Raw genomic sequence first — 23,728 nt, 5'->3', positions numbered from 1 at the left:
ATGGCTAACGTGCGTGTTGAGCGGACTGAAGACGGCGGATTCCGGGCCACGAACGCTCGCGGCGCCGAGGTGCGGATGGGCGGCGGCGACGAGGACGGGGTGTTCACGCCGGTGGAGCTGCTGCTGGCCGCGGTGGGTGGCTGCAACATCGTGACGGTCGAGCCGCTCACCGCCAAGCGCGGTCACCGGCTGATCCGGCTGGCCATGACGGTCCAGTCGGAGAAGGCCGAGCCGAACAAGCTCGGCCCGGTGACGGTCACATACGACGTCGAGCTGCCGTCGGAGCAGGCCGACGAGGTGTTCCGGGCGGTGGCCGGGCGGGTGCACGAGAAGTACTGCACGGTGAGCAGGTCCCTGGAGGAGGGTACTGAGGTTCGGTTGGAGCTTCCCTAGTCGGATTAAACAGATATTCGACCCCGTTATGACGCGACCGTTACATAGGGCTCGGTAACGTTGTAGCAGGTCAGGGGCACTGCAACTGGCCGAGGACCTTCACCGATGCGGACGCGGAGGGGGACCGCGGTCCGCGAGTGCGGGACCGCCGACGCTTTTGGGGGAAAGCGTCGGCCTGGACCGCCGCCGATCGGGCCGGGCAGCTTTGGGGGAACTGCCCGGCCCGATCTATGCGTATCCTCCAGTTCCGTGAAAAGAGTTCTCATCGATTGCGACCCCGGCATCGACGACGCCCTTGCTCTGGCCCTGGCGGCCGGCTCCCCCGATGCCCTGGACGTGGTTGGTGTCACCACGGTAGGTGGGAACGTCGATCTCGAGCTGACCACGGCGAACGCGCTGGCGCTCAGGGAGTTTCTCCAGCTCGGCGATGTCCCGGTGACGCCGGGCAGCGCCGGGGCCCTGATGCGGGGCACCGTCCGGGCCGCTCACGTGCACGGCGTCACCGGTCTCGGCGACGTGGTCCTGCCCGCGCCCGTGCGCGAGCCGTCCAAGGGGCACGCCGTCGACTTCATCCTGGACACCCTGCGGGCCGCCCCCGGCGAGATCACGCTGGTGGCCGTGGGGCCGCTGACGAACGTCGCCCTCGCCGTACGCAGGGATCCGCGCGTCGTGGAGTGGGCCCGCGACCTCGTCATCATGGGCGGCTCCTACACGCGCGGCAACCACAACCCGGCGGCCGAGTTCAACATGCTGGCCGACCCCGAGGCGGCCGCGATCGTCTTCGACGCCGGGTGGACGGTGAAGATGCTGGGCCTGGACGTGACGCTGTCGGCCGTGGTGACCTCCGACGTCCTGGACCGGATGCGGCCGCTCGGCAGGCTGTCGGAGCTGCTGGTGCCGGGCGCGCAGTCGTACGGGATGGTGACGGCCGAGGGCGGACCGGCCATCCATGACGCGTGCGCGGTGGCGTACGTGCTGGATCCTTCCCTTTTCACCTGCGTTCCCGCGGTGGTGAACGTGGAGACGGCCGGCACGTATACCCGTGGCATGACGGTGACGGACTTCAAGGTCGGCGACCGGCAGGCGAACGCACTGGTGGCGACCACGCTGGATGTGAAGCGGTTCTGGGATCTGGTGGTGGGGGCGTACGAGAGGCTGGCCGCCCGGCTCGGCTGATGTGCGTGGGCAGTGCTCGGCGACTGATAGAGTTACACCCGTTGCGCCGCTAGCTCAGTTGGTTAGAGCAGCTGACTCTTAATCAGCGGGTCCGGGGTTCGAGTCCCTGGCGGCGCACCACCAGAAAACCCCAGGTCGATTCGGCCTGGGGTTTTCTTCATGAGGATTCCTGCAGGCGGCGGATCATGGCCTGCTTGGCCAGGGAGAACTCGTCATCCGTCAGCACGCCGGAGCGGTGCAGCTCGCCCAGCTCGGCCAGACGGCGCAGGACGGCGTCGTGCATGTCGTCCGAGCCCGGCGGAGGAGGGGGCGGGAGCTCGGGCACGTTGCGCGGCAGGCGGGCCAGCACGGCCGCGGCGACCAGGGCCGTCGTGCCGCCGAAGCGCTGGATGCCCCACGAGACGCAGCGCGGGTCCTTCTGCGGCGGCTGGGCCGGGCCCTCGCCCTTGATCCGTAAGCGCAGCGTCCCGTAGCCCATGCCGGACTGCGGCTTCCACTCCACGCCCACCAGATCCGACAGCGGGAACTCCTGCGGCCCCGCCCGCTCCTTCTCCGTGCTGGCGAAACCGGTCCATTCCAGGCGTACGCGCTCGCCGTCGAAGATCGCCGTGCCGTCGCCGGCCGTGGCCGAGATCGGCACGGACGGGCCGGGCATGAGGTAATCCTCGCAGGGGCCGGTCGGCGTCTGGTAGACCAGCAGCGTGTCGCGGATCTCGTCGGCGAAATATTCGGCCGCGCCGGCGCGCGTCTTCGGGACGGCCAGCCGGTACGGGTCCGCGGGCGCCCCCAGCATCCCCGCGACCGCGTCGTGCAGCGGATCGGCCCCCTTGCGCAGGCGCAGGCGTACGTGCCCGCCCTTGCGCGCCGGCTCGAACGCCACGCCCGCGATGGCTTCGAGCGGCACCGTCACCTCGCCCAGGGTCCTGCGCAGCTCGTGCACGTCCTTGCCGCTGCTGGGCACGATGCGCAGAATTTCGCCCGTGAACGTCCAGGAGCCGTCGGGGACGGCGATCTCGGCCATATTGTCAGCCTAAGACATGAGGAGCAGGATGGAGATCTTCACGAGCTGGACGTCGTGGAAGCAGGCCGAAGGCCCGCTGGCCAAGGCGCTCCCGGCGGAGACCGTCGACGCGTTGCGCGAGGCGGTGGAGTTCGCCGGCCGCTGGCACGGGGTGCAGCAGCGGCCGACCGGGCGGCCTTACCTGGAGCATCTGCTGGAGGCGCTGGAGGTGGCCGTGGCCGGCGCCGGGGTGCGCGATCGGGACGTGCTGGTGGCGATCGTGCTGCACGACGTGCTGGAGGACACGCCGTGCACCGAGCAGGAGATCGCGCGGCGGTTCGGGGCGCGCGTGGCGGAGCTCGTGCGGTGGGCGACCAAGCCCCGCGGCGCCGCCAAAGCCGACTACCTCGGCTCCCTCGTCAAGGCGCCGCCGCAGGCCGTGCTGGTGAAGCTGGCCGACCGGGCGAGCAACGTGCAGGAGCTGCAGCGGATGCCGTGGCGGTTCCAGCGCCGCTACTACCTGGAGACCGTCGCGTACATCATGCCGCTGGCCGGGGCCCACCCCTGGTTCGCGCAGTGGTACGCGGAGTGGCGCCGGCTCTGGCGGCGCGTGGAGCGCTGGCCCGCCTGATGCTCCGTGTCTAACTCTTCAACCGGGCCAGGCGGTTGCGTACGCCGTCGAAGTGGGCGGTGACGGCGGCGGTGGCGGCCGGTCCGTCACCGGCCAGGACGGCCGTGTAGATGTCGCGGTGCCGCTTGGCCACGTCCCCCGGCGGCTCGTCGGGAGTCCCGAGGTGGTCACGCAGCTGGTAGTAGACGTCCCAGAACGCCCCCAGGAGCTGGCTCACGAGCGGGTTGCCCAGCGGCCGGTAGAGCAGGTCGTGGAAGAGCCGGTCGGTCTCCGGGGAGACCAGGCCCTCCTCGGCCTCGGCGTCCATCCGGGCGATCACGTCGGCGACCGGGGTCAGGTCGGCCTTCGGCTCCAGGTGGATGAGGCGCTCTACGAGGCCGCGCTCCAGGATCTCGCGGATCTCGACGAGGTGCGCCAGGTGGTTCTTGCCGTTCTGGAGCGTGATGCGGCTGTGGAAGGCCAGCTCGTCCACCAGCCCGGCCAGCGACATCCGGCCCACGAACATGCCGAAGCCGTGGCGGATGTCGACGATGCCGACCGCCTGCAGGGCCTTGAGCGCCTCCCTGATCGAGTTGCGGCTGACCTGGAGCTCTTCCATGAGCTCGGACTCGGTCGGCAGCGGATCCCCGGCCACCAGCCCGCGCCGGACGATCAGGTCCTTGACGCCCTCCTGGGCCTCCACGGCGCGGCTGGGCCGGGCCGGACGCGAGACAGCGGTCATGAAATGTCCCCTTCTGAAAGGTACTTACGTAACATTCCGGAAACCTTCTGTTGACCTCAAGCAGGCCCGGCATCTAGCGTCCACTTTACGCACAAGATAGGACATGGGATGTCCCACGTTCTACGTGGGATGACAGCCATGAACCCTCCAGGAGGCATCCGTGAGCTCTGAGTTCAGCCGCCGTGACTTCCTGCGTTACAGCGGAGCGACGGGTGCGGCGACGTTCATCGCGGCCACCCTCTCCGCCTGTTCCGGAGGTCCGGCCTCGACCGGCTCGGTCGGCGCCGGCTCCAACAAGGACCTGATCACCGCCGTCATCGGCTACGGCAACGACCAGAGCTGGGACCCGACGCAGACCGCGTCGGCGTTCGCGATGGCCGGGATCAGCCACATCTACGAGGGCCTGCTCGACACCGACCCGATCACGCGCGAGCCGTACCCGGCGCTGGCGTCGGCGCTGCCCACCGACCTGAACGCCACCTCGTGGAAGTTCACGCTGCGCGAGGGCGCCAAGTGGCACGACGGGCAGCCGGTCACCGCCGACGATGTGATCTTCACCTACGAGCGCGTCCTCGACCCCGAGGCGAACGTGCTGGTCGGCAACTTCTTCAAGTCCTGGCTGCAGGAGGTGAAGAAGATCGACGACAGGACCGTCGAGTTAGTCTTCAAGTTCCCGTTCCCGGACGCCGCGCCCCGGCTGACGATCGCGAAGATCATGCCGAAGCACGTGTTCAGCCAGGCGGGGGCGTGGGACCAGGCCAAGAGCGGCAAGACGGTGGGCTCGGGACCGTACAAGATGGTCCAGCACAACCCCAAGTCCAACACCTCCTTCGAGGCGTTCGACGGCTACAACGGCCCGCGCCCGGCCACGGTCAAGAAGATGAACTGGCTGACCATCGTGGACGCCGCGGCCCGCGTCGCCAAGATCTCCGGCGGCTCGGCCGAGGCGCAGATCGCCGACAACATCCCGTACGCGAACGTCGAGCAGCTCAAGCAGCAGGGCCTGACGGTCGAGGGCGGCAAGGGCATGAACCACATGTTCCTGATGTTCAACACGGGCGCGAAGCCGTTCGGCGACGTACGGGTGCGCCAGGCGCTGCACTACGCGATCGACAAGCAGAAGATGATCGACGTGGCGCTCAAGGGCCACGGCACGGCCTCCAGTTCCTTCCTCAACGAGGGCCACCCCGACCACAAGCGGGCCTCGGTCGTCTACGACTACGACCCGGAGAAGGCCAAGGCCCTGCTCAAAGAGGCGGGCGTGAGCAACCTGACGATCAACCTCATGGCCGTCAACGTGAGCTGGATCGCCGACTGCCTGCCCACCATCGCCGCCTCCTGGGAGGCCATCGGCGTCAAGACCACGCTGGAGCCGCAGGACACGGCCGCGTTGTTCACCAAGATGGACCAGTTCCAGGACTACCAGGTGGTCGCCGCGGCCTCGAACCCCAACCAGTTCGGCATGGACGCCGACCTGATCCTGCACTACAACTACGTGCCCGGCGGCCTGTGGATGAAGTACAGCCACTTCGACGGCAGCGACGACGCCAAGAAGCTGTTCGCGATGATGGACGAGGCCAGCAAGGAAACGGACAAGGCCAAGAGATCCGAGCTGATCCACAAATATCTGGATCTGGTGGCCGAGCTGGCCGTGCTCTACCCGGTCGTGCACAACGAGCTGATGACTGCCTGGGAACCGAAGAAGCTGTCCGGCATCCGCGCCCAGCCGTACCCCGGCATCAACCTGCTGCAGGCCAAGAGGACATGACGTTCGTCGCCAGGATGCTGCTGCGGCGGCTCCTCATCCTGATCCCCGTGCTGCTCGGGGTGGTCGCGTTCGTCTTCATCGTGATGCGCTTCTCCAACAGCAAACCCGAGTACGCCTACTTCCAGGGCGCGAACCCGACCCCCGAGCAGATCCACCAGTTCCAGCTCGAGAACGGCCTGCTGGACCCGATGCCGATCCGCTACGTCCGTTTCGTGGCCGATCTGGCGCAGGGCGACATGGGCACCAGCGTGCTCACCAAGAAGCCGGTGCTGGAGTCCGTGACGACCGCGCTGCCGCTGACGCTGCAGCTCACGTTCCTCGGTCTGGCCGTGGCGGTCGTGCTGGCGCTGGTGTTCGGCGTGACGGCGGCGCTGTTCCGCGACCGCTGGCCCGACGAGGTGATCCGCGTGGTGTCGCTGATCGGGGTGGCGGCGCCGCCGTTCTGGCTGGCGCTGCTGATGATCCAGTATCTGGCCGTCGGCGAGGGCCTGTTCCCGACGGGCGGCTACATCAACCCGGCGGACTCGACCACCGGCTGGCTGCAGTCGATGACGCTGCCCGCTCTGTCGCTGTCGCTGCCGATCGCGGCGCAGCTCACCCGCATCATCCGCACCTCCATGGTGGAGGAGCTGGACCGGGACTACGTGCGTACCGCGATCGGCAGCGGCCTGCCGCCGATCGTCGTGATCGGCCGCAACGTGCTGCGCAACGCCCTGATCACCCCGCTGACCGTGCTCGGCCTGCGTATCGGCTACCTGATCGGCGGCACCGTGGTCATCGAGACCATCTACGGCCTGCCCGGCATGGGTCAGCTCATGATCAACGCGGTGCGCGACGGCGATCCGGCCGTCGTCCAGGGCGTGGTGCTCACCATCGCGGTCGGCTTCATGGTCGTCAACCTGGTCGTGGACGTTCTCTACCTGTTGGTCAACCCCCGCCTCAGGAGTGCCGCATGAGACGTGGACTGACGGAGCGCCTGGCCCGGCCGGGCATGCGGTTCCGCAGGCTGAAGCCCTTGTCGTGGGTGGCGGTCGGCATCGTCGCCGTCGTCGTGCTGGCCGCACTGCTCGCGCCGTGGATCGCGCCGCACTCGCCGTACTTCCAGGAGGCCGCCGGCGGCGGCCCGTCCGCCGCGCACTGGATGGGCCTGGACAGCGCCAACCGCGACATCCTCTCCAGGCTCCTGTACGGCGCCCGCTGGTCCCTGATCATCGGCCTCGGCGCGACCGGGCTCGCCCTGGTGGCCGGGGCGATCGTCGGCGCGGTCGCGGCCACCTCGCGGCGCGCCGTGGACGAGACCATCATGCGCCTGCTCGACGTGGTCATGGCCTTCCCCGGCATCGCGCTGGCGGCCGTGCTGGTGGCGGTGTTCGGCGGCAGCATCCCGGTGCTGGTCATGGCCATGGCCTTCCTCTACATGCCGTCCGTGGCCCGGGTCGTGCGGGCCAACGTGCTCGCCCAGTACGGCGAGGACTACGTGGCCGCCGAGCGGATCATCGGTGCCCGCACGCCGCACATCCTCATCAAGCATGTCGCGATCAACTGCGCGGCACCGGTGCTGGTGTTCTGCACGGTGATGGTGGCCGACGCGATCGTGTTCGAGGCGTCGCTGTCGTTCATCGGCGCCGGCGTACGCCCCCCGAACCCCTCCTGGGGCAGCGTCATCGCCGACGGCAAGAACATGGTCCTGCTCGGCGGCTGGTGGGCCACGGTCTTCCCCGGCCTGCTGATCCTGATCACCGTGCTGGCGCTGAACATCCTGTCGGAGGGCGTCTCCGACGCCTGGGCCGCGCCCGCCGCCCGCAAGGCCCCGGTGAAAAGGGAGGAGGACGCGTTCGAGCGGGCCCAGCCGGGCTCCGGCAAGATCGTAGAACTGCCGGGGCTGGCCGAGGCCGCGCGCCGGCTGGCCGAACGCGCCCGCCCGCTCCCGCAGGGCCCGCCGATCCTGGCGGTGGAGCGGTTGCGCATCGGGTTCACCGAGGGCGTGGACATCGTCGACGGCATCGGCTTCGAGGTACGCCCTGGAGAGGTGCTCGGCCTGGTCGGCGAGTCCGGCTGCGGCAAGTCGCTGACCGCGCTGACCATCATGGGCCTGCAGCCCCGCGACGCCCGCGTCAGCGGGCACGTCCGCTTCGACCAGCGCGAGCTGCTCGCCCTGTCGCGCGGCGCCCGCCGCCGGCTGCTCGGTCACGAGATGGCGATGATCTACCAGGACGCGCTGTCCTCGCTGAACCCGGCCATGACCATCAAGGCCCAGCTCAAGCAGCTCACCCGGCGCGGCGGCCGGCGTACCCCGGCCGAGCTGCTGGAACTGGTGGGCCTCGACGCGCGCCGCACCCTGTCGGCCTACCCGCACGAGCTGTCGGGCGGGCAGCGGCAGCGGGTGCTGATCGCCATGGCGCTGTCGCGCGAGCCGAAGCTGATCGTCGCCGACGAGCCCACCACCGCGCTCGACGTGACCGTCCAGGCACAGGTGATCGAGCTGCTGCTGCGGCTGCGCGAAGAGCTCGGATTCGCGCTGATCCTCGTTTCGCACGACCTCGCGCTGGTCGCCGACGTCACCGACCGCGTGGTCGTCATGTACGGCGGCCAGATCGTCGAGACCGGCGCCACCGCGACCCTGGTCGGCGCACCCGCCCACCACTACGCCCGCGGCCTGCTCGGCTCGGTGCTGTCCCTGGAGTCGGGGGCCGAGCGGCTCACCCAGATCCCCGGCGTGGTGCCGGCCCCGGCCGACTTCCCGCCCGGCTGCCGCTTCGCCGACCGGTGCCCGATGGCCACGGACGTGTGCCGTACCGAGACTCCGGTGCTGGAAGGCGACGTCACTCATCTGGTGGCCTGCCACCATCCGGCCACGGGAGAGGGAGCGAAGGCGGACTCGACCCATGAAGGGGGAGAGGGAGCCAAGACCCGTGAAGCGGGAGCGGACGCGGCCCATGAGACAGCGGGGAGCGAGCGGCGTGCTTGAGCTGAAGGACGTGCACGTGGTGCACAAGGGCCGTTCGGGCGGGGTGTTCTCGCGTGACCGCGTCTACGCGCTGACCGCCGCCGATCTCACCATCGAGCCCGGCGAGACCGTCGGCGTCGTGGGCGAGTCGGGCTGCGGCAAGTCCACGCTGGCCAAGGTGCTGGTGGGGCTGCAGCGGCCGACCTCGGGCACGGTGGTCTTCCGCGGCCAGGACCTGTGGGCGATCAAGGAGCCCGAGCGGCGGGCGCTGATCGGTTCGAGCGTCGGGATGGTCTTCCAGGACCCGTCCACGGCGCTCAACCGGCGCCTGCCCGTCAGGCAGGTGCTGCGCGACCCGCTCAACGTGCACCGGCGCGGCACCCCGGCCGAGCGCGACGCCCGCGTACGCGAACTGCTCGATCTCGTCGGCCTGCCGCCGAGCGCCGCCGACGCGCTGCCCGGCCAGTTGTCCGGCGGGCAGCGCCAACGGGTGGCCGTGGCCAGGGCGCTCGCGCTCGAACCCGACCTGCTCATCGCCGACGAGCCCACCAGCGCCCTCGATGTGTCGGTCCGCGCGCAGATCCTCAACCTGCTGCTCGACCTGAAGGAACGGCTCGGGCTCGCGCTGGTGTTCGTCTCGCACGACATCCAGACGGTGCGAAGGATGAGCGACCGCGTGGTCACCATGTACCTCGGCCGGATCGTCGAACAGGCGCCGGCGCAGGCCGTGCCGCTGGGGGCGCGGCACCCGTACACGCGGGCGCTGTTCTCGGCGACCCCCGGCCTGATCTCGCCCATCAACCCCATCCCGCTCGTGGGCGCGGTGCCCTCGGCCACCAGGCCGCCGAGCGGCTGCCCGTTCCGCACCCGGTGCTGGCGGGCAGACCACGTTTGCGCCGCGGAGATGCCCGCCGCGGACACCGTCGAGGACCACCTCTTCCACTGCCACCACCCGGTGGCGGCGGGAGCGACCGATGTAGAGCTGATCCAGGAGCGCGCATGACTTTGACCGGTGTCATCCCCCCGGTTTGCACCCCGATGACCCCCGACTACGAGGTGGACGCGGCCTCTCTCACCCGGCTGGTGGATCATCTGCTGGCGGGCGGGGTGGACGCGCTGTTCGTGCTCGGATCGTCGTCGGAGGTGGCGTACCTGACGGACGCGCAGCGGCGGGTGGTGCTGGACACCGTGGTCGGGCACGTGGGCGGGCAGGTGCCGGTGCTGGCCGGGGTGATCGACATGACCACGCCGCGGGTGCTCGAGCACGCGCGGACCGCGGTCGAGGCCGGCGCGGCCGGGCTGGTGGCGACCGCGCCGTTCTACACGCGCACGCACCCGGACGAGATCCGTACGCACTTCCGCGCCATCGCCGCCCGCGGCGGACTCCCGGTCTACGCCTACGACCTGCCGGTTTCCGTGCACCTCAAACTGGACGCCGACCTGCTGCTCGGGCTGGCCGCCGAGGGCGTGCTGGCCGGAGTCAAGGACTCCAGCGGCGACGACGGCGGCCTGCGGCAGGTCATCCTGGGGCGCGAGGCGCCGTTCAGCGTGCTGACCGGGTCCGAGGTGACCGTGGACTCGGCGCTCTGGATGGGCGCCGACGGCGTGGTCCCCGGGCTGGGCAACGTGGACCCGCACGGCTACGCCGAGCTCTACCGCTGCGCCTCCCGCGGCGACTGGGAGGCGGCGAGGGCGGAGCAGGAGCGCCTGGTCAGGCTGTTCGACATCGTCCGGGTCGGTGGCACGCGCATGGGCGGCAGCTCATCGGGCCTCGGAGCGTTCAAGGCCGCACTGCACCTGCGCGGTGTCATCGACTGCCCGATCACCGCGCTCCCGCAGATCCCCCTGAACGACGACGAGATCGGCCGGATCGGCAAGCTCCTGGCGTCCGCCGGGCTGCTCTGATCCCGGACCCGGCCTGTCAGGCGGGGCTGGCCAGATGGGCGACGTCCTTCGCGCCGTCCTCGATCAGCTTCGCCGCCAGATTGGACAGCGCCCGCCCGGCGGCCAGCTCGTCCCCGATCCCCGGCACGGGCCGGTCGCTCGGGTTGCGGCGGGCGTGCCCCACGCTCTCGTGCCGCTTGCCGTCCGCGGTGAACAGCACCGCTGTTGCCGTGGTCAGGGCGTCGTCGTCGTCCTCACTGATCCAGATCTGTATGTTCCACTGTTTGTAGTCCATGACGACCTCCTCACACTTCCGAGCCTCCTCCTGTGAGGCGCGGAGGTAAAGGTCAGGCCCCCAGGCCGGCTACCGGCGCGACCTTGGCCAGCCACGCCGCGGCCTCGTCCGCCGGCAGGATCCGGCGCACGCGGATGGCGGGCCGCATCATCGGATAGATCCGGCCCGGGGTCCACGACCGCTCGTACGGCGGCGGATCGAGGACGACGACGCGTACCCCGTCCAGGCGTGGGATGTCGGCCGGGCGGCCTTCGTTCCAGATCCACTTGCCGTTCGCGTCCACAAGGTTGAACTGCCCACGCACCGGCGCGGCATCCCTGTCCACCTGCCCTTCCGTGGCGGCCAGGACCCAGCTCGGGTCGGGGCGCACGCCGTCGAGCAGCCCGTCGGCGTCCGGGCCGCTCAGCGCGTCGGCCAGCAGCGTGTGGAGCTGGAAGTTGTCGCCGATCCCGCCGATCACGACCTCGTAGCCGCGCCCGGTCGGCCGGTGCAGCACGATCAGCCGCTCGTCGTCGAGCACCCGCAGCAGGCCCGCGAGGAACTCCAGGTCCGCGCGCTCGTCCAGCACCGACCCGAGAGCCGCGATCAGCCGCTCGCGGCCCGGCAGTGCGGTCCTGACCCGCGGCGACAGCTGCAGGATCGACATGACGGGCAGGGCCCGCAGGTACGCGCACGTCCACGCCTCGGTCAGCGCGACCGCCTGCTCGCGGGTGAGAGCCGCGCTCGTGAGGCGGTCGATCACCGGGGCCCAGTCGTGGTCGTCGTCCACGGGCTCGGGCGGCTCCTCGCCGGTGGCCGTCCGCCAGGTCGCGGCGAACCTGCCGGCCAGTTCCAGGCAGTCGCCCAGCCCGGTCACCAGCGGCTCGGTCACCGGCGCCGGATCGGCGCCGCGCTCGGCCAGCGCGCCGCAGAGCACGCCCAGGCGCGCGCCGATCAGCGGTGGTACCCGCTCGAACAGATCCCCGAGCCGCGTCAGCGCGGCCGACAGCGCCGGCTGCTCGGCGGCTTGGGCGGCGGCGTAGAGCCGGGGCAGGACGTCGAAGAAGCGCGCGGGGTCCCGATCCTCCGCGGCTTGGAAGAGTTCGTCGAGAAGTTGATCGAGCACCCCGGCAGGTTATGACATTACGGGTGACGTACGGCGCTCTTTGGGCGTAAAGCCGGTTACGGGCGGTGGTCCTTCGGGTTGCGCCGCCAAGCTGCTGAAAACCGCCTGATCACCTGCTCACGCCGTCGGCGGGCCGGCGCAACAGGCTCAGGTCGGCGCGCCGGGGCAGGCTCTCCCAGTCGCCCTGCGAGGTCACCGCGAACGCCCCCGCCGCGCACGCCGTGCTGAGCCGCTCCTCGGGCTCCGCCGCGGCCAGCCAGTCCGCCAGCCACCCGGCCGCGAAGGCGTCCCCGGCCCCCACGGAGTCCACCTCGGTCACCCGGTACGGCTCCGCCCGCCGTACCTCGCCTTCGGACAGCTCCAGGGCGCCCTGCGCGCCGAGCTTGACCAGCACGTGCCGGGGCCCGCGGGCCGCCAGCGCGTGGGCCAGCTCGACCGGGCCCGCCGCGTCGGCTATCAGCCGGCCCTCCGCCTCGGTCGCGAACAGCACGTCCACGTCGCCCACCGTCTTGCGCAGCCATGCCCCCGCCTCCTCGGGCGTCCACAGCGCCCTGCGGTAGTTGACGTCGAGTGAGACGAGCACCCCGGCGGCCCGCGCCGTGGCGATCGCGTGCCGTACGGCGTCGCGCGCCGAGTCCGACAGCGCGGGTGTGATCGCGGAGACGTGCAGCACCCGGGCCGACCCGATGAGCTCCGGGTCGAGGTCGGCGGCCGACAACCGGGAGCCCGCGCTGTCCTTGCGGTAATAGCGCACGTCGATGAGGTCGGCGGTGCGCCTGCCCTTGATCATCAGCCCGGTGGGCGCGTCGGGGTCGGGGATGGCGCGCACGTCCACGCCTTCCCCGGCGAGGGTCGAGCGGATCAGGTCGCCGAACTCGTCGGCTCCCACCCTGCCCACCCACGTCGCGCTGTGGCCGAGCCGGGCCACGCCGATCGCGACGTTGGACTCGGCGCCGCCCAGGCCCAGGTCGAAGTCGCGGGCGAAGCGCAGCGGCCCGGTGCGGCGGGCGGCGAACAGGGCCATGGTCTCACCGAAGGTCACCAGATCGGTCATCGGTTCGGGCTACCCAGCTTTCTCGAGATCCGCGCCGCCGCCCCGGCCACCACCGGCCCCAGCTCGCGCACGCGCGCGGCGGTGATCCGCGAGGTGAGCCCGGAGACGGAGATGGCCGCGGAGACCGCGTCATTGTGGTTGAAGATCGGTGCGGCGACACAGCGCACCTCGGGTTCGTTCTCCCGGTCGTCCACCGCGTAGCCGCGGCGCCTGATCGCCGCCAGCTCGGCGCGCAGCCGCTCTGGGTCGGTGATCGTGTGCTTGGTCCTCGGTTCGAGCACCAGCTCGGCGATCGCCTCGTCCGGTTGCCAGGCCAGGATGGCCTTGCCGACCGCGGTGGCGTGGACCGGGCCCCGGCTGCCGATGCGCGAGGCCATGCGGACGTTGGCCGAGTTCTCCACCTTGTCGATGTAGACGACGTGCGGCGGGTCGTACACGACCAGATGCACGGTCTCGCGGACCTCGCTCATCAGCCGGTGTGACTCCTCGGCCGCCACCGCGCGCAGGTCGAGCGTGGCCAGGTATGCCTGGCCGAGCCGGAGCGTGCCGTGGCCCAGCCGGTACGCCCCTGTCTTGCGGTCGCGTTCGAGGAGTCTGGCCTCGATGAGCGGCACGCTCAGCCGCAGCACCGTGCTCTTGGACAGCTCCAGCGCCTCGGCCAGCTGCGTCAGCGACAGGCCCGTGTGCTCGCGGACGTGGTCGAGCACGGCCAGCGCCCGTCTGAGCGAGGAGGACTGGTTGCGTTCGGGCACGAGTGCCAACATACCTCCTGAAACGCACATGCAACACGGAGTTTTGCATTGCACAACAAGCAATTACGAACCTTCCCGGCTCCTGCGCGGATTCCTAGTGTCTGCGACCAGGAGGTTTACTGTGAAGTTTCTTTACTTTGGCGCGGCCGGAACCGCGCTGATCGCGCTGACCGCATGCGCTCCCTCGACCGCCCCGGCCGGAGGCGGCGCCGACGAGAAGACCGGGACGCTTCGCGTGTGGCTCTTCGACGAGCCCAACCGCGCCCCGAAGGACAAGGTCATCAATGAGGCGATCAAGGAGTTCACCGCCGCCCACGCCGAGGTGAAGGTCGAGGTGAGCTACGTCCCGACCACGCCGGCCCGGCACGAGAAGTTCAAGGGCGCCTTCAACGACCCGGCCAGCTCGCCGGACGTCGCCGAATACGGCAACACCGATCTCGCCGAGTACGCCGCCGCCGGCGGCTTCGCCGACCTCACGGCCGACCTCAAGGGCCAGGACATGACGCCCGAGCTCCTCCAGTCGGCGGCCGTGGACGGCAAACAGTACGGCCTGCCGTGGTTCATCGGCGTCCGCGCCCTCTACTACCGCACCGACGTCTTCGACGAACTCGGTCTCAAGCCGCCCACGTCGATCGGCGAGCTGACGGAGACCGCCCGCACGATCCGCAAGAAGAAGCCCGACCTGTACGGCATGGCCGTCGGCGGCGAGAACACCTTCGGCGCCCTGCCCTTCGTCTGGGACGCCGGCGGCGACATCACCTCGCTGGACTCGGCCGAGTCGCGCAAGGGCGTGAAGGCGTACACGGACCTGCTGACGGACGAGATCTGCCCGCCGCAGGCGTGCGTGTCGCTCACCGGCGGCAAGACGGTCGAGCTGTTCGCCGGCGGCAAGGCCGCGATGGGCATCGGGGGCAACTTCAACCGCTCGGCGATGGACGCGGGCGCGGCGGCCGGCAAGTACGCGGTGGTGCCGCTGCCCGGCTCCGCCAAGGGCTCGATCGCGCCGGCCTTCGCCGGGGGCAACAACCTGGGCGTCATGAAGAACGTCCAGCATCGGACACTCGCCGTGGACTTCGTCAAGCTGCTCGGGAGCAAGGCGTACCAGATCAAGATGTACGAGGCCATGGGCAACCTGCCGACGCTGACCGCGGCGCGTGAGGAGATCGCGGCCAAGGACGCCTTCCTCAAGCCGTTCCTGGACACGGTCGCCAAGGGCACCAAGTTCGTGCCCATCGACCCCGCCTGGGTGAAGATCGACAACGGCAAGGTCATCCCCACGATGCTGCAGAAGATCGCCACCGGCCAGGCCACCGTGGACGAGGCCACCACCGAGGCGGCCACGGCCGTCAAGGCGGCCTTCGGGCAGTCGTGACGGCGGTGGCTCTGACCGGGCGTCACGTGCGGGAACGGGCACGGCGCGGGCGGGCTCGGCCCTGGCTCTACCTGCTGCCCGCGGCGGCCGTGCTCGTGCCCATGTTCGGCTACCCGGTGTACATGCTGGGCCTGCTGTCGGTCTTCGACTACCGGCAGGCCCAGGTCAGCGGCGGGCAGCCGAGCACGTTCGTCGGCTTCGGCAACTACGCGGCGCTGCTCGGCGACACCCGGTTCTGGGAGGTGCTGGCGCAGACCGTGGGTTTCGCGGTGGCGCTCGTGGTGTCCACCCTGGCCGTCGGTGCGGCGCTGGCGGTGCTGCTGACCAGAGTGGGCCCGGTGCCGAGAATGGCGCTGTCACTGGCCGCGCTGGGGGCGTGGGCGGCGCCCGCGATGACCGGCTCGACCGTGTGGATGTTCCTGTTCGACGCCGACCTCGGGCTGGTCAACCAGGTGCTCGGGCTCGACGGCTTCAACTGGTTCTACGACCGATGGATCACGTTCGGGGTGGTCGGCGCGACCATCGTGTGGCACTCGTTCCCGCTGGTGATGGTGACGCTCTACGCGGGCATCCAGGCCATCCCGGTCTCCGTGCTGGAGGCTGCGGCGCTCGACGGGGCCTCCGCGTGGGGCACGTTCTGGAAGATCATCGTGCCGATGCTGCGCCCCCTGATCACCATCGTCGTCATCCAGTCGGTCATCTGGGACTTCAAGGTGTTCACGCAGATCTACGTCATGACCAACGGCGGAGGCGTCGCCGGTCAGAACACCGTGCTGAACGTGTACGCGTACCAGACGGCCTTCGGCTCCTCCGAATACGGTCTCGGCTCGGCCATCGCCGTCGTCATGACGCTCATCCTGCTCGCCGTCACCCTGCTCTACATCCGTGCGCTCTATCGCAGTGGGGAGCGACTTTGAGTAACCGCCTCCTGCCCAACGCCGTGGCGCTGGTCGTCGCCTTCGTCACCGCGTTCCCGCTCTACTGGATGGTGCTGTCGGCGCTCAAGCCCGACGGCGAGATCCAGTCGCTCGACGTCGAACCGTGGACCCTGCACCCGACCCTGGACAACTTCGTCCGGGTGCTGACCGGCGAGGGCTTCGGCCGCTACCTGCTCAACAGCGCGGGCGTGGCGCTCTCCGTGGTCGTGCTCTCGGCCGGGGTCGCCTTCCTCGCCGCCGTGGCCGTGACCAGGTTCGCCTTCCGGCTCAGGACCACCGTGCTGATCATGTTCCTGATCGCGCAGATGGTCCCCGTCGAAGCTCTGACCATCCCGCTGTTCTTCGTCGTCAGGGACCTCGGGCTGCTCAACACGCTGGCCTCGCTGGTGCTGGTGCAGCTGGCGTTCACGCTGCCGTTCGCGATCTGGATGATGCGCGGATTCGTCGCCGCCGTGCCCGAGGCGCTGGAAGAGGCGGCCATGATCGACGGAGCCGGGCGCGCGACCGTGCTGTGGCGCATCGTGTTCCCGCTGGTCGCCCCCGGGCTCGTGGCGACCAGCGTGTTCTCCTTCATCACGGCCTGGAACGACTTCATCTTCGCCAGGACCTTCATCATCTCGGCCAAGGACAACCAGACCCTGCCCGCGGCGCTGCTCGTCTTCTTCAAGCCGGACGAGAACGACTGGGGCGGGATCATGGCGGCCTCGACGCTGATGACGATCCCAGTCCTGATCTTCTTCGTGGCGGTGCAGCGGCGGCTGATGTCAGGACTCGGTGGGGCGGTCAAGGACTGAAATAACCGGTCGAACTCGTCGGCCCGCCCGGTGGCGGCGCCACAGAAGTCAGGGGATTACTCCCAGTAGGAGGGGGTGTATGACATACCGTAACCGTACGACTGCTCACTGACATTCCCTGAGGCCTTTGCACGTCAGGATCCGTCATCCATCACCCCCTGCTGTCAGGGCTTGGAGGGGCCGTCGAGGACGGAGATTTCGTGCTTGTCGTCCGGCGCCAGGAATTCCAGCAGCCGCAGCCCTTCCGCCTCCACCTCCTCCAGGACCCGGATCGGCGCCCACCGGTGGATGTTGAGCGTTGAGACGCCCTTGGCCCGGGTGACCGTCCAGTCCCCGGCAGTGAACCCGTCCACCAGGATGGCGCGTGGCACCACGTTGGTGCCCATGAAGCCCCGCAGCGCGGCCGCCCCGGTCTCGCTGATGACCCTGGACCGGTCGGCGTGCGACAGGAACAGGTTGTCGAAGTCGTACATCAGCCGCACCGGAGCCGGCACGTCCGCGTCGGGCCGTACGGCGTCCGGCAGGTCGTACAGCGTCCGCCCCGCCTCGTCCCTGAACCGCACCAGGTCCAGCGACTCCACCACCTCGCCCAGCCGCGTCAGTCCCGACCACGTCTGCACGTCCTGCACCGACGCGGGCCCGAACGCCGCCAGATAGCGTCGCACCAGCTCGGCGGTCGTCATCGGGGGCGCCTCGAAGCCCAGCCAGGACTCCGCACTCGTGTGCGCGATCGGCCCGCTCTTGCCCCACACCCCGCGCGGCGGCACCTGGACCAGCGGCACCAGCCACCGAACGCCCTGGCCGAGCGCGTGCGGGTCGTTCGACGGCCACCGTTCGGCCAGCTCCCGCCCCAGCTCGGCGAACGTCATCGGCCGCGCCTCCACCAGCTCCCGCCCGGCCGCCGCCAGCTCGTCCAGGTCCACCCCCGCCAGCCGCTTGCCGTACGTCGTCCTGGTCATGCGCTCGGTGACGACCTGCAGCAGCGGCCGCATGGCCAGGCAGTCGCGGGCGGTGACGAGGTGGATGGTGGAGCGCTGCAACGCGATCCGGACCAGCGCGCGCGACAACAGCAGATCGGCGGCGTCGGCGGGCTTGAAGCCCGCGATACGGCTCCACAGGCCGGTGTACCAGGTGTGCGGGGTCTGCGCCTGCAACCCGCCGAGGTGCTCCACGACGTCCGCGACGCCCTGGTCGGTGCGGCGCAGCAGGAACTGCCGGTCGAGCGTGGCCCGGTTGAGCGCCCGGCGGCTGATGAGGGGATCCATGGCTCCAAAGGTAGGGGCTATTGCGGCCGGTCCCGGGCCGCAATAGCCCCAAGGTCACCGGCGGATCGCCGGCTCGTGGTCTCTTAACGCCGGATGGTACGGGCGTCCGCGTACTCTCTGAGGAACTCGTCCCACGCGGTGTGCTGGGCGAGCTGGAGATCCGCGTAGTAGCGGGAGATCGTCCGCTCCATCGGGAAATACGCGCTCAGACCGCCGCACCCCTCCACCTTCTGGCCCAGATGGCCCTCCTGGATCACGAATCCGCCCGGGCTGTGGATGGCCAGCAGCTTGTCGGCCACCGAGGCCAGCGTCGGATCCGTACGCGAGTCGGCGACCAGCGCCAGGCAGAGCGTGCGCAGGTCGACCAGCGAGCGGTCGAAGTGGAAGCGGGTGGCCACCGACTGGACGCTGTCCACGACCGACCGGTTGGCGTGCACCTGCTGCCGCAGGCCGCCGGCGAGCGACTCGAACTCCCGCATGAACTCCTCGATCCGCGTCGCGTCGACCGCGCACTGCGTGACGGTCTGCTGGGAGCCGCGGTAGGACTTGACGTACTCCTCGACGATGATCCGCCCGAGCTCCCTGGCGTCCATGCCGGGCTCGGCGGCCATGGCGGAGACGATCTCGGTGTACGGCCAGCCCTCGTTCGGCTCCAGTTCCTCGGAGCCCACCACGATGCCGACGTGCTCGCGGATCTCGTAGCAGACCTCGAGGTTGCTCATGAGGCAGGCGTCCATGCCCACCAGGTCGATCGGCCTGCCGAGGTCCTCGTGAACCTGCTTCATGACGTTGCGCAGCTCGATGGTGTCCAGCGAGTGCAGCGTGCCGTCGTCGGTGGCGATGGCGCGCTCCTGCGCGCTGGGCAGTTTCAGCACCTCTTCCAGCGACTTCGTGAACACCGCCTTGGTGATCGCCGGGGTCTCCGTGAGTCTGGCCAGCTCGGAGAACGCCGGTTCTTCGGCCATGGCCATGCGGGCGGTGCGGCGGACGTACCCGGTCTCGACGTCGCGCCTGACCCGGCGGCCCCTGACCTGGGTGTAGAGCTGGTCGAGGTCGTCGGGGGTCCAGCCGCCGCCGTGGTTCCAGATCACCAGCGCGTACCGCCTGGCCGGGGCCCGCCCGGCGGCCCAGCGGACGAACCGCAGCAGCGTGCGCGGGTCGCCGGAGTCCGTGGGCGGCAGCTCCTCGACCAGGTCGGGGGCGCCGCCGGGGGTGATCTCCAGGTATTTGGCCCGGCCGCCGGCGTTCTGCTGCTTGACGAACGCGGTGATCCGTACCCCGTTGTGGGCGGGTACGGCGCGCAGCTCCTCCAGGTCGCGTCCCGCGGCGTCGGACAGGTTGTTGTTGCCGGCCATGTAGACCATGAAGTTCCACTCGGCCTGCTCGGCCGGGCGTTGATCGGCGGTCAGGGTGGCCGGCTGCGAGATCTCCCCGAGCGCCCGCCACGTGCCGGGGTCCGCCACGCCGTCGGCGGGCAGGCCCTCGCGTTGCTGGAGGTTGAGCAGGGCTCCGTACGTGGAGGCGCCGAAGTACCCGTCGGCCCGCAGGCGGTAGCCGCGGGCGCGCAGCAGCTCCTGCAGCCGCCTGACCTCTTCTCCTCTGCTGCCGAGTCGCAGCGTGGGCCCGGCCATCAGTCCGCGGCCCAGTGGAAGGTGAAGCACTTGGCATCCGGCGACAGATCGCCGGTCGGGAGGATGTACATCGGGGTGTGGACGCCGAACATCTTGGCCTTCCACAGCACGATGCCGCCACCGGTCTGCACCGACCTGGAGTCGAAGCTCGCGAACGTCTCGCCGCCGGTCTCGACGAAGCAGATCTGCCGGCCGCTGTCGTCGGTGACCTGGACGCCCTTCCACCACAGGCCGTGCGGCGCCATGCTGACGCGCACCTCCGTGGTGCCGGGCGGCGCGGGGGTCTCGGTCAGGTAGACTACGTCGCCGTCGCGCAGCCGGTGCGCGTTGACGAGGTCGTTCCTGCTGATCCTGATGAGCTGCAGCAGGCCGCGCCCGGGCATCGGCTCGTAGTGGACGGGCGAGCGATGGTCGCCGTGCACGATGGCGAGCAGCTCAGGCAGCGAAGAGATGATCGCGGGCAGCGCCGCCTGCAGGATGGGACCGAAGTAGCGCTGGTTGAGCTCCCTGTCGGTGACGCGTACGGGGTGCGCCGCTCGGGCACCGTGCATGGTCTGGAGCAGCCCCGGCAGCACCTGCATCATGATCGGCGTGATGGTGCCGATGAGCTGCGGCACGAACTGCGTCAAGCGCTCGTCCTCGTTCTGGTCGGTCTCCGACTTCGGCGGGCCGAACGAGAGCAACTGCTCCACCAGCGGCGGGGTGATGGCCTGGACGACGGGCATGAGTACGGCGGCGACGTCCATGAACGACCGGTCGGCCGCCGACCGGACGTAGGCCTCAGGGAAACGCGGTGGGTACTCCACGGGCCGGTGCTCCATCCCGGGCCCGGTCGGCGGCTGTTGCGAAGGTGCGCCGAATTGCTCTGCTGCCTGGTGGGCCAATTGGAGGCCCTGGAGGATCGTGGGGAACAGCACGTTGAGAATCCGTGCCTCCGTTCCGCGCTGCTCCTCTGCGATGTAGGACGGCATGATGGTCTCCTGGCGTTGGGGGCACGTTGTGCACCTACGGGGACGTTATGAACGCGCCTTGCCGCGAGCATCAGGGAACGCCCTGGGGATAACCCCGGGGCAGGACCCTAACGAGAACAGGACCCGACTCGGGTCAGCCAGGCACTGGACGGTCGCCGGACCAAGGCACACCATGAGTTGGTCCAGGGGGTGAGTCCATGACAACCCGCGTCCTTCGCAACGGAACCGCACGCTCTCGCGACGAACACTTCGTCGGTCGCTGCCGCGAGCTGGCGGTGCTCCACGCCCAGCTCGGCCGCGCCTGTGAGGGCCGGTCGAGTCTGGTGGTGCTGGAGGGGCCGGCGGGAATAGGGAAGACGGCGCTGGCCGGCGAGTTCCTGCCCGCGATCGAGAACGCGATCGTGCTGGACGTGAGCGGCGAGGAAGGGGAGGCCGAGCTGCCGTACGGCGTGCTGGGCCAGCTCGCGGCGCAGGCGCAGTCCTTACCCGAGGTGCTGGCCCACCTGCCGGGACCTGGGGCGGCCGCGCAGCCGGATCCCCTCGTGGTCGGCGCGGCCCTGCTGGAGCTGCTCGGCCGGCTCCAGCGCACCGCGCCCGTCGTCATCGCGATCGACGGGGCGGGGTGGGCGGACCTGCCGTCGCTGCGGGCGCTGACGTTCGCGCTGCGGCGGCTGCGTACCGACCGGGTGCTCGCCATCGTGATCATCAGGGAGAGCGACGATGCCCGGCTGCCCGAGGGGCTGCGCCGGCTGCTGCGCGGCAGCGCCGCGCTCCGGCTGCCGCTCGGCGGGATGAGCGCGCGCGAGCTGCAGGCGCTCAGCGCCCGGCTCGGTCCGGTACGCCTGACGCCCCAGGCCGCCGAGCGGCTGCACGAGCACACCAAGGGCGTCCCGTTGCACGCCCGAGCGCTGCTCCAGCAGGTACGCGCCGAGACCCTGGCCGACGTGGACGCCCCGCTGCCCGCGCCGCGCGCCCTCACCGCGCTCGTCCTCGATCAGCTCGGCCGGTGCGGCACAGCGGCGCAGCGGCTGCTGGCCGCGGCCGCCGTGCTGGGCACTTCCGCGCCGCTGCACCTCGTGGCCCGCATGGCCGAGCTGGCCGAGCCGCTGCCCGCGCTGGAGCAGGCGGCGGGCGCCGGGCTGCTCGCCGAGTGGCGCACCGGCGCCGGGGTCTCGATCGGCTTCCCCAACCCCCTGGTCAAGGCGGCCATCTACCACGATCTCGGCCCGGCCACGCGGCGGCGGCTGCACCTGCTCGCGGCCGATCTCGCCGACGACGTCGTGTACCGGCTGCACCACCGGCTGGCCGCGGCCGACCAGGTGGACGCGGAGCTGGTGCGGGAGGTGGCCGGCATCGGGCGGCGGCAGGCGGCGGCCGGGCGCTGGCCGAGCGCGTGCGGCTGCCTGACGCGTGCCGTCCAGCTCACGGCGGAGGGACCCGGGCGCGATCGGCTCATCGCGGAGGCCGTGGAAGCGCTGCTGGCCGCCGGTCGCCCGGGGGACGCCGGCGCGCTGGCCGCCCAGGTGGCGCCCGGCGCCGATCCGGCGGTTCGTGACTACGCGCTGGGGTCGGTGGCGCTCGTGGCCGGGCGGCTGGAGGAAGCCGGCCGGCACCTCGGCTACGCCTGGTCCCACGCCGGACACGACCCGGCACTCGCCACGGGGATAGCGGCCCGCCAGGCGTTGGCGGCCCTGCTCCGCGGCGCCGGCGCCGAAGCGGTCCACTGGGCCGACCACGCCTCGCCCAGCGCCGGCCCCTCGCCCCGAAGCGCCGCCCCTCCACGCCCGCCCGACGCGCGGTCTTCGGGCGGCGGGCGGGTGCCGGGCGGTGGGGAGCTGGTGCGGTTCGCTCGGCTGGTGGGACTGGGGTTGTCGGGGCAGATCGAGGCGGGGCTGGCGGCGAGCGGCGAGCTGCCGCCCCCGGCACAGGGCGCGGCGGGGGAGCTCGATGCGCTGCTCGGCAGGGGCATGCTGCGCCTGTGGGCCGACGACCTGGCCGGCGCGCACGAGGACCTGCTCGGCGTGCTGACCGTCAGCGCCGCCGGCTCGGTACCGTTCCAGCTCCTGGCGGCCACCGCGCTCGCGCAGGCCGAGTACCGGCTCGGCCGCTGGGACGAGGCGGCGACGCACGCCGAGATCGGCGCGTCCACCGCCGACGACTTCGGCCAGGTGTGGCTGGCGAGCTACGCCCACGCGGTGGCCGCCCTGGTGCCGGCCGCTCGCGGCGAATGGGACAGGGCGCTCGCCCACGTGCGCGCCGCCCGTGCCGCCTGCCACCCGGACAACATCCCGGCCCAGGTCAGTACGGCCGGCGCCGACGCGCTCACGGCCACCGTCAGGGGCGACCACGAGGCGGCGATCACCGCGCTCATGCCGCTGACCAGGATGCACCTGCCCGACGAGCCCGCCATCGCGCTCTGGCGCACAGTCCTGGCCGACGCCCTGGTCAACGCCGGCCGGCTGGAGGAGGCAGAGGCGGTCCTAGTGCCGTGCGAGCTGCTGGCCCTGGACAAGGAGCGCCGCAGCGTCCTGGCCGCAGCCGCGCGCGCCAGGGCCGGGCTGCACGCGGCCCGGCACGAGCCGGTCGAGGCGGAGGCCGGCTACCAGCTCGCGCTGGAGCACTCGGCGAAGATCGACATGCCGTTCGAGGAGGCCAGGATCCAGCTCGCGTACGGAACGTTCCTCCGTCGCAGGGGGCGCCGGGCGGCCGCCGCGGAGCAGCTCGAAGCCGCCCAGCTCACGATGTCCAGGCTGGGCGCGCTGCCGTACCTGGAGCAGTGCGACCTGGAGCTGTCCGCCAGCGGGCGGGCGGCGCTGCGTCCGCAGGACACCGCCAGGCTGGGGCTGACGCCGCAGGAGCACACCGTGGCGGTGCTGATCAGCAGGGGGATGACCAACCGGCAGGCGGCGCGCAAGCTGGTGCTGAGCGTCAAGACGGTCGAATACCACCTGAGCCACATCTACACCAAGCTCGGCATCGCCTCGCGGACGGCGCTCATCGGGAGGTTGAGCAACTTGGGGGAATGACAGCG

Annotated in this window: 21 protein-coding genes and 1 tRNA gene; 13 read left to right on the top strand and 9 right to left on the bottom strand. The window is 70.7% G+C overall.

The window, feature by feature from the left end:
* The 3 genes from ACTMTI_RS12485 (at window position 1) to ACTMTI_RS12475 (ending at window position 1,689) form a co-directional block, all read left to right on the top strand.
* Window positions 1-393, top strand: a complete 393-nt coding sequence (locus tag ACTMTI_RS12485) for an OsmC family protein (RefSeq protein WP_441120435.1) — start codon at window positions 1-3, stop codon at window positions 391-393.
* Between the two features lie 249 nt (window positions 394-642).
* A complete protein-coding gene (locus tag ACTMTI_RS12480) occupies window positions 643-1,569 on the top strand; it encodes a nucleoside hydrolase (RefSeq protein ID WP_441120434.1) in 927 nt (308 codons plus the stop codon).
* A 43-nt stretch (window positions 1,570-1,612) separates the two neighbouring features.
* A tRNA-Lys gene (locus ACTMTI_RS12475) sits at window positions 1,613-1,689 on the top strand.
* Between the two features lie 37 nt (window positions 1,690-1,726).
* On the opposite strand, the gene ACTMTI_RS12470 is transcribed toward ACTMTI_RS12475, so the two are convergent.
* Window positions 1,727-2,590, bottom strand: coding sequence for a DUF4429 domain-containing protein (locus tag ACTMTI_RS12470; protein ID WP_441120433.1), 864 nt, complete (start codon window positions 2,588-2,590; stop codon window positions 1,727-1,729).
* A gap of 28 nt (window positions 2,591-2,618) precedes the next feature.
* Here ACTMTI_RS12470 and ACTMTI_RS12465 point away from each other — a divergent pair, with 28 nt between their 5' ends.
* A complete protein-coding gene (locus ACTMTI_RS12465; protein ID WP_441120432.1) occupies window positions 2,619-3,200 on the top strand; it encodes an HD domain-containing protein in 582 nt (193 codons plus the stop codon).
* 10 nt (window positions 3,201-3,210) lie between these two features.
* Here ACTMTI_RS12465 and ACTMTI_RS12460 read toward each other — a convergent pair whose 3' ends face one another.
* Window positions 3,211-3,921: a FadR/GntR family transcriptional regulator gene (locus ACTMTI_RS12460; RefSeq protein ID WP_441120431.1), complete on the bottom strand. Its 711-nt coding sequence runs from the start codon at window positions 3,919-3,921 to the stop codon at window positions 3,211-3,213.
* A 160-nt stretch (window positions 3,922-4,081) separates the two neighbouring features.
* On the opposite strand from ACTMTI_RS12460, the gene ACTMTI_RS12455 reads away from it, so the two are divergent.
* From ACTMTI_RS12455 to ACTMTI_RS12435, 5 genes are read left to right on the top strand one after another with little or no spacing between them, the layout of a single operon-like run.
* A complete protein-coding gene (locus ACTMTI_RS12455) occupies window positions 4,082-5,689 on the top strand; it encodes an ABC transporter substrate-binding protein (protein ID WP_441120430.1) in 1,608 nt (535 codons plus the stop codon).
* Window positions 5,686-6,645: an ABC transporter permease gene (locus tag ACTMTI_RS12450; protein WP_441120429.1), complete on the top strand. Its 960-nt coding sequence runs from the start codon at window positions 5,686-5,688 to the stop codon at window positions 6,643-6,645. The genes ACTMTI_RS12455 and ACTMTI_RS12450 overlap by 4 nt, the downstream gene beginning before the upstream one ends.
* Window positions 6,642-8,657 carry a dipeptide/oligopeptide/nickel ABC transporter permease/ATP-binding protein gene (locus tag ACTMTI_RS12445; protein ID WP_441120428.1) on the top strand — a complete coding sequence of 672 codons (2,016 nt, stop codon included), beginning with the start codon at window positions 6,642-6,644 and terminating at the stop codon, window positions 8,655-8,657. The genes ACTMTI_RS12450 and ACTMTI_RS12445 overlap by 4 nt, the downstream gene beginning before the upstream one ends.
* On the top strand, window positions 8,650-9,639 hold the full coding sequence (locus tag ACTMTI_RS12440; RefSeq protein ID WP_441120427.1) for an ABC transporter ATP-binding protein: 990 nt from the start codon (window positions 8,650-8,652) through the stop codon (window positions 9,637-9,639). The genes ACTMTI_RS12445 and ACTMTI_RS12440 overlap by 8 nt, the downstream gene beginning before the upstream one ends.
* A complete protein-coding gene (locus ACTMTI_RS12435) occupies window positions 9,636-10,541 on the top strand; it encodes a dihydrodipicolinate synthase family protein (protein ID WP_441120426.1) in 906 nt (301 codons plus the stop codon). Before ACTMTI_RS12440 ends, ACTMTI_RS12435 begins: the two co-directional genes overlap by 4 nt.
* Window positions 10,542-10,557: 16 nt before the next feature.
* Here the strand turns inward: ACTMTI_RS12435 and ACTMTI_RS12430 are convergent, their stop codons facing one another.
* The 4 genes from ACTMTI_RS12430 to ACTMTI_RS12415 all read right to left on the bottom strand — a co-directional run bounded on the left by ACTMTI_RS12430 (window position 10,558) and on the right by ACTMTI_RS12415 (window position 13,738).
* Complete coding sequence (locus ACTMTI_RS12430) at window positions 10,558-10,815, bottom strand: DUF1876 domain-containing protein (RefSeq protein WP_441120425.1); 258 nt, start codon at window positions 10,813-10,815, stop codon at window positions 10,558-10,560.
* A gap of 52 nt (window positions 10,816-10,867) precedes the next feature.
* Window positions 10,868-11,920: a hypothetical protein gene (locus ACTMTI_RS12425; RefSeq protein WP_441120424.1), complete on the bottom strand. Its 1,053-nt coding sequence runs from the start codon at window positions 11,918-11,920 to the stop codon at window positions 10,868-10,870.
* A gap of 109 nt (window positions 11,921-12,029) precedes the next feature.
* The gene (locus tag ACTMTI_RS12420) at window positions 12,030-12,974 is read right to left on the bottom strand and encodes a sugar kinase (protein ID WP_441120423.1); all 945 of its coding nucleotides are present in this window, start codon (window positions 12,972-12,974) and stop codon (window positions 12,030-12,032) included.
* Window positions 12,971-13,738 carry an IclR family transcriptional regulator gene (locus tag ACTMTI_RS12415; protein WP_441120422.1) on the bottom strand — a complete coding sequence of 256 codons (768 nt, stop codon included), beginning with the start codon at window positions 13,736-13,738 and terminating at the stop codon, window positions 12,971-12,973. Before ACTMTI_RS12415 ends, ACTMTI_RS12420 begins: the two co-directional genes overlap by 4 nt.
* A 109-nt stretch (window positions 13,739-13,847) precedes the next feature.
* Here ACTMTI_RS12415 and ACTMTI_RS12410 point away from each other — a divergent pair, with 109 nt between their 5' ends.
* From ACTMTI_RS12410 to ACTMTI_RS12400, 3 genes are read left to right on the top strand one after another with little or no spacing between them, the layout of a single operon-like run.
* Window positions 13,848-15,098: an extracellular solute-binding protein gene (locus ACTMTI_RS12410; RefSeq protein WP_441120421.1), complete on the top strand. Its 1,251-nt coding sequence runs from the start codon at window positions 13,848-13,850 to the stop codon at window positions 15,096-15,098.
* Window positions 15,095-16,015, top strand: a complete 921-nt coding sequence (locus tag ACTMTI_RS12405) for a carbohydrate ABC transporter permease (protein WP_441120420.1) — start codon at window positions 15,095-15,097, stop codon at window positions 16,013-16,015. Before ACTMTI_RS12410 ends, ACTMTI_RS12405 begins: the two co-directional genes overlap by 4 nt.
* Entirely contained in the window at window positions 16,012-16,830 is an 819-nt protein-coding gene (locus ACTMTI_RS12400; protein ID WP_441120419.1) for a carbohydrate ABC transporter permease, read from the top strand. The genes ACTMTI_RS12405 and ACTMTI_RS12400 overlap by 4 nt, the downstream gene beginning before the upstream one ends.
* A 164-nt stretch (window positions 16,831-16,994) precedes the next feature.
* Here the strand turns inward: ACTMTI_RS12400 and ACTMTI_RS12395 are convergent, their stop codons facing one another.
* The 3 genes from ACTMTI_RS12395 to ACTMTI_RS12385 form a co-directional block, all read right to left on the bottom strand.
* Window positions 16,995-18,095, bottom strand: coding sequence for a winged helix DNA-binding domain-containing protein (locus ACTMTI_RS12395; protein ID WP_441120418.1), 1,101 nt, complete (start codon window positions 18,093-18,095; stop codon window positions 16,995-16,997).
* A gap of 83 nt (window positions 18,096-18,178) precedes the next feature.
* Window positions 18,179-19,756, bottom strand: a complete 1,578-nt coding sequence (locus ACTMTI_RS12390) for a clostripain-related cysteine peptidase (RefSeq protein WP_441120417.1) — start codon at window positions 19,754-19,756, stop codon at window positions 18,179-18,181.
* Window positions 19,726-20,697, bottom strand: coding sequence for a hypothetical protein (locus ACTMTI_RS12385; protein ID WP_441120416.1), 972 nt, complete (start codon window positions 20,695-20,697; stop codon window positions 19,726-19,728). The genes ACTMTI_RS12390 and ACTMTI_RS12385 overlap by 31 nt, the downstream gene beginning before the upstream one ends.
* A gap of 197 nt (window positions 20,698-20,894) precedes the next feature.
* On the opposite strand from ACTMTI_RS12385, the gene ACTMTI_RS12380 reads away from it, so the two are divergent.
* Entirely contained in the window at window positions 20,895-23,723 is a 2,829-nt protein-coding gene (locus tag ACTMTI_RS12380) for an AAA family ATPase (RefSeq protein ID WP_441120415.1), read from the top strand.
* The last annotated feature ends 5 nt before the right edge of the window (window positions 23,724-23,728 follow it).

It is taken from the genome of Nonomuraea sp. H19 (assembly GCF_052068215.1).
Classification (GTDB): domain Bacteria; phylum Actinomycetota; class Actinomycetes; order Streptosporangiales; family Streptosporangiaceae; genus Nonomuraea.
Note: the sequence above shows the minus strand (reverse complement) of the source record. Positions and strands in the feature narration are given on the sequence as shown.

Coding starts and splice junctions, on each gene's coding strand:
- ACTMTI_RS12485 (WP_441120435.1), top strand. CDS start 1: ATGGCTAACGTGCGTGTTGAGCGGACTGAAGACGGCGGATTCCGGGCC.
- ACTMTI_RS12470 (WP_441120433.1), bottom strand. CDS start 2,590: ATGGCCGAGATCGCCGTCCCCGACGGCTCCTGGACGTTCACGGGCGAA.
- ACTMTI_RS12465 (WP_441120432.1), top strand. CDS start 2,619: ATGGAGATCTTCACGAGCTGGACGTCGTGGAAGCAGGCCGAAGGCCCG.
- ACTMTI_RS12460 (WP_441120431.1), bottom strand. CDS start 3,921: ATGACCGCTGTCTCGCGTCCGGCCCGGCCCAGCCGCGCCGTGGAGGCC.
- ACTMTI_RS12450 (WP_441120429.1), top strand. CDS start 5,686: ATGACGTTCGTCGCCAGGATGCTGCTGCGGCGGCTCCTCATCCTGATC.
- ACTMTI_RS12445 (WP_441120428.1), top strand. CDS start 6,642: ATGAGACGTGGACTGACGGAGCGCCTGGCCCGGCCGGGCATGCGGTTC.
- ACTMTI_RS12435 (WP_441120426.1), top strand. CDS start 9,636: ATGACTTTGACCGGTGTCATCCCCCCGGTTTGCACCCCGATGACCCCC.
- ACTMTI_RS12430 (WP_441120425.1), bottom strand. CDS start 10,815: ATGGACTACAAACAGTGGAACATACAGATCTGGATCAGTGAGGACGAC.
- ACTMTI_RS12420 (WP_441120423.1), bottom strand. CDS start 12,974: ATGACCGATCTGGTGACCTTCGGTGAGACCATGGCCCTGTTCGCCGCC.
- ACTMTI_RS12415 (WP_441120422.1), bottom strand. CDS start 13,738: ATGTTGGCACTCGTGCCCGAACGCAACCAGTCCTCCTCGCTCAGACGG.
- ACTMTI_RS12395 (WP_441120418.1), bottom strand. CDS start 18,095: ATGGATCCCCTCATCAGCCGCCGGGCGCTCAACCGGGCCACGCTCGAC.
- ACTMTI_RS12385 (WP_441120416.1), bottom strand. CDS start 20,697: ATGCCGTCCTACATCGCAGAGGAGCAGCGCGGAACGGAGGCACGGATT.
- ACTMTI_RS12380 (WP_441120415.1), top strand. CDS start 20,895: ATGACAACCCGCGTCCTTCGCAACGGAACCGCACGCTCTCGCGACGAA.